This window comes from Rhodococcus sp. 15-2388-1-1a (assembly GCF_002259145.1).
Classification (GTDB): domain Bacteria; phylum Actinomycetota; class Actinomycetes; order Mycobacteriales; family Mycobacteriaceae; genus Rhodococcoides.
In genome coordinates this window covers 1-1,111 of record NZ_NPFP01000019.1, presented here as the reverse complement: position 1 = coordinate 1,111, position 1,111 = coordinate 1, and the positions used below count along the sequence as shown (strand labels likewise).

Here is a 1,111-nt window from a genome sequence, read left to right as displayed (position 1 = left end):
CGGCGCGCCTGAAGTAGTTGGGCGGTTTTGTTTGGTTGAATTACTCATGCGCGCCGCACCGTTGTTGATCGCCGATTCCGACCGTGCCCAGCTCGAGAAGTGGGTGCGATCGACGACGACCAAGGCCGGGTTGGTCCAGCGCGCGAGGATCGTTCTGCTGGCCGCCGATGGCGTGGCGCATGCGGAGATCGCGCGACGGTTCTCGATTTCGCGTCAGACGGTGATCAATTGGCGCGCACGGTACGAGCAGTTCGGGGTCCACGGGCTCTTCGACGAAGAGCGCTCGGGTCGCCCCCGCACCCTCGATCGCGAGAATCTGATCTCGGTGACGTTGACGCCCCCACCGGCGAAGTACGGCGTCACGCATTGGAGTTCGAGATTGCTCGCCGACCACTTGAAGATCGGGCACGCCACCGTCGCGCGGGTGTGGCGCGAACACGGCGTTCAGCCCTGGCGCAGTGAGACATTCAAGTTCTCGACCGATCCGGAGTTGGTCGCAAAAGTCACCGATATCGTCGGCCTCTATCTCGAACCGCCGGAGAACGCGATCGTGTTGTGCGTGGATGAAAAGTCGCAGATTCAGGCGTTGGACCGCACCGCACCGACGTTGCCGATGCAGATCGGGATACCCGAACGACAGACCCACGACTACGTCCGCAACGGCACGACGACACTGTTCGCGGCACTCGAGGTGGCGACCGGCAAGGTCACCGGAATCTGTAAACCGCGTCACCGTCACCAGGAATTTCTGGTGTTCCTCAAACATGTCGCGCGGGCCTACCCGGATCAGGAACTTCACCTGGTGATGGACAACTACGCCACGCACAAGAAGCAGGAAGTACGAGATTGGCTCGCCGATAATCCGCGTATCACAGTACATTTCACGCCCACCTCGGCGTCGTGGATGAATCTCGTGGAGGTCTGGTTCGGGATCATCGAACGCCAAGCGATCCACCGCGGAACCTTCCGCAGTGTCCGTGACCTCACCGCCAAGATTCGTTCGTTCATCAACGGCTGGAACCCACGCGCTCAGCCGTTCGTCTGGACCAAAACTGCGGAGCAGATCCTCAAGAAGGCCAACCGCCCAACAACTTCAAACGCGGACCACTAG

Annotated in this window: 1 protein-coding gene; it reads left to right on the top strand. The window is 60.8% G+C overall.

The window, feature by feature from the left end:
* Nucleotides 1-46: 46 nt before the first annotated feature.
* Nucleotides 47-1,111: an IS630 family transposase gene (locus CH302_RS12835; RefSeq protein WP_037190673.1), complete on the top strand. Its 1,065-nt coding sequence runs from the start codon at nt 47-49 to the stop codon at nt 1,109-1,111.

What these genes read in the sequence shown, in the direction of transcription:
- CH302_RS12835 (WP_037190673.1), top strand. Translation starts at nt 47, where the DNA reads ATGCGCGCCGCACCGTTGTTGATCGCCGATTCCGACCGTGCCCAGCTC.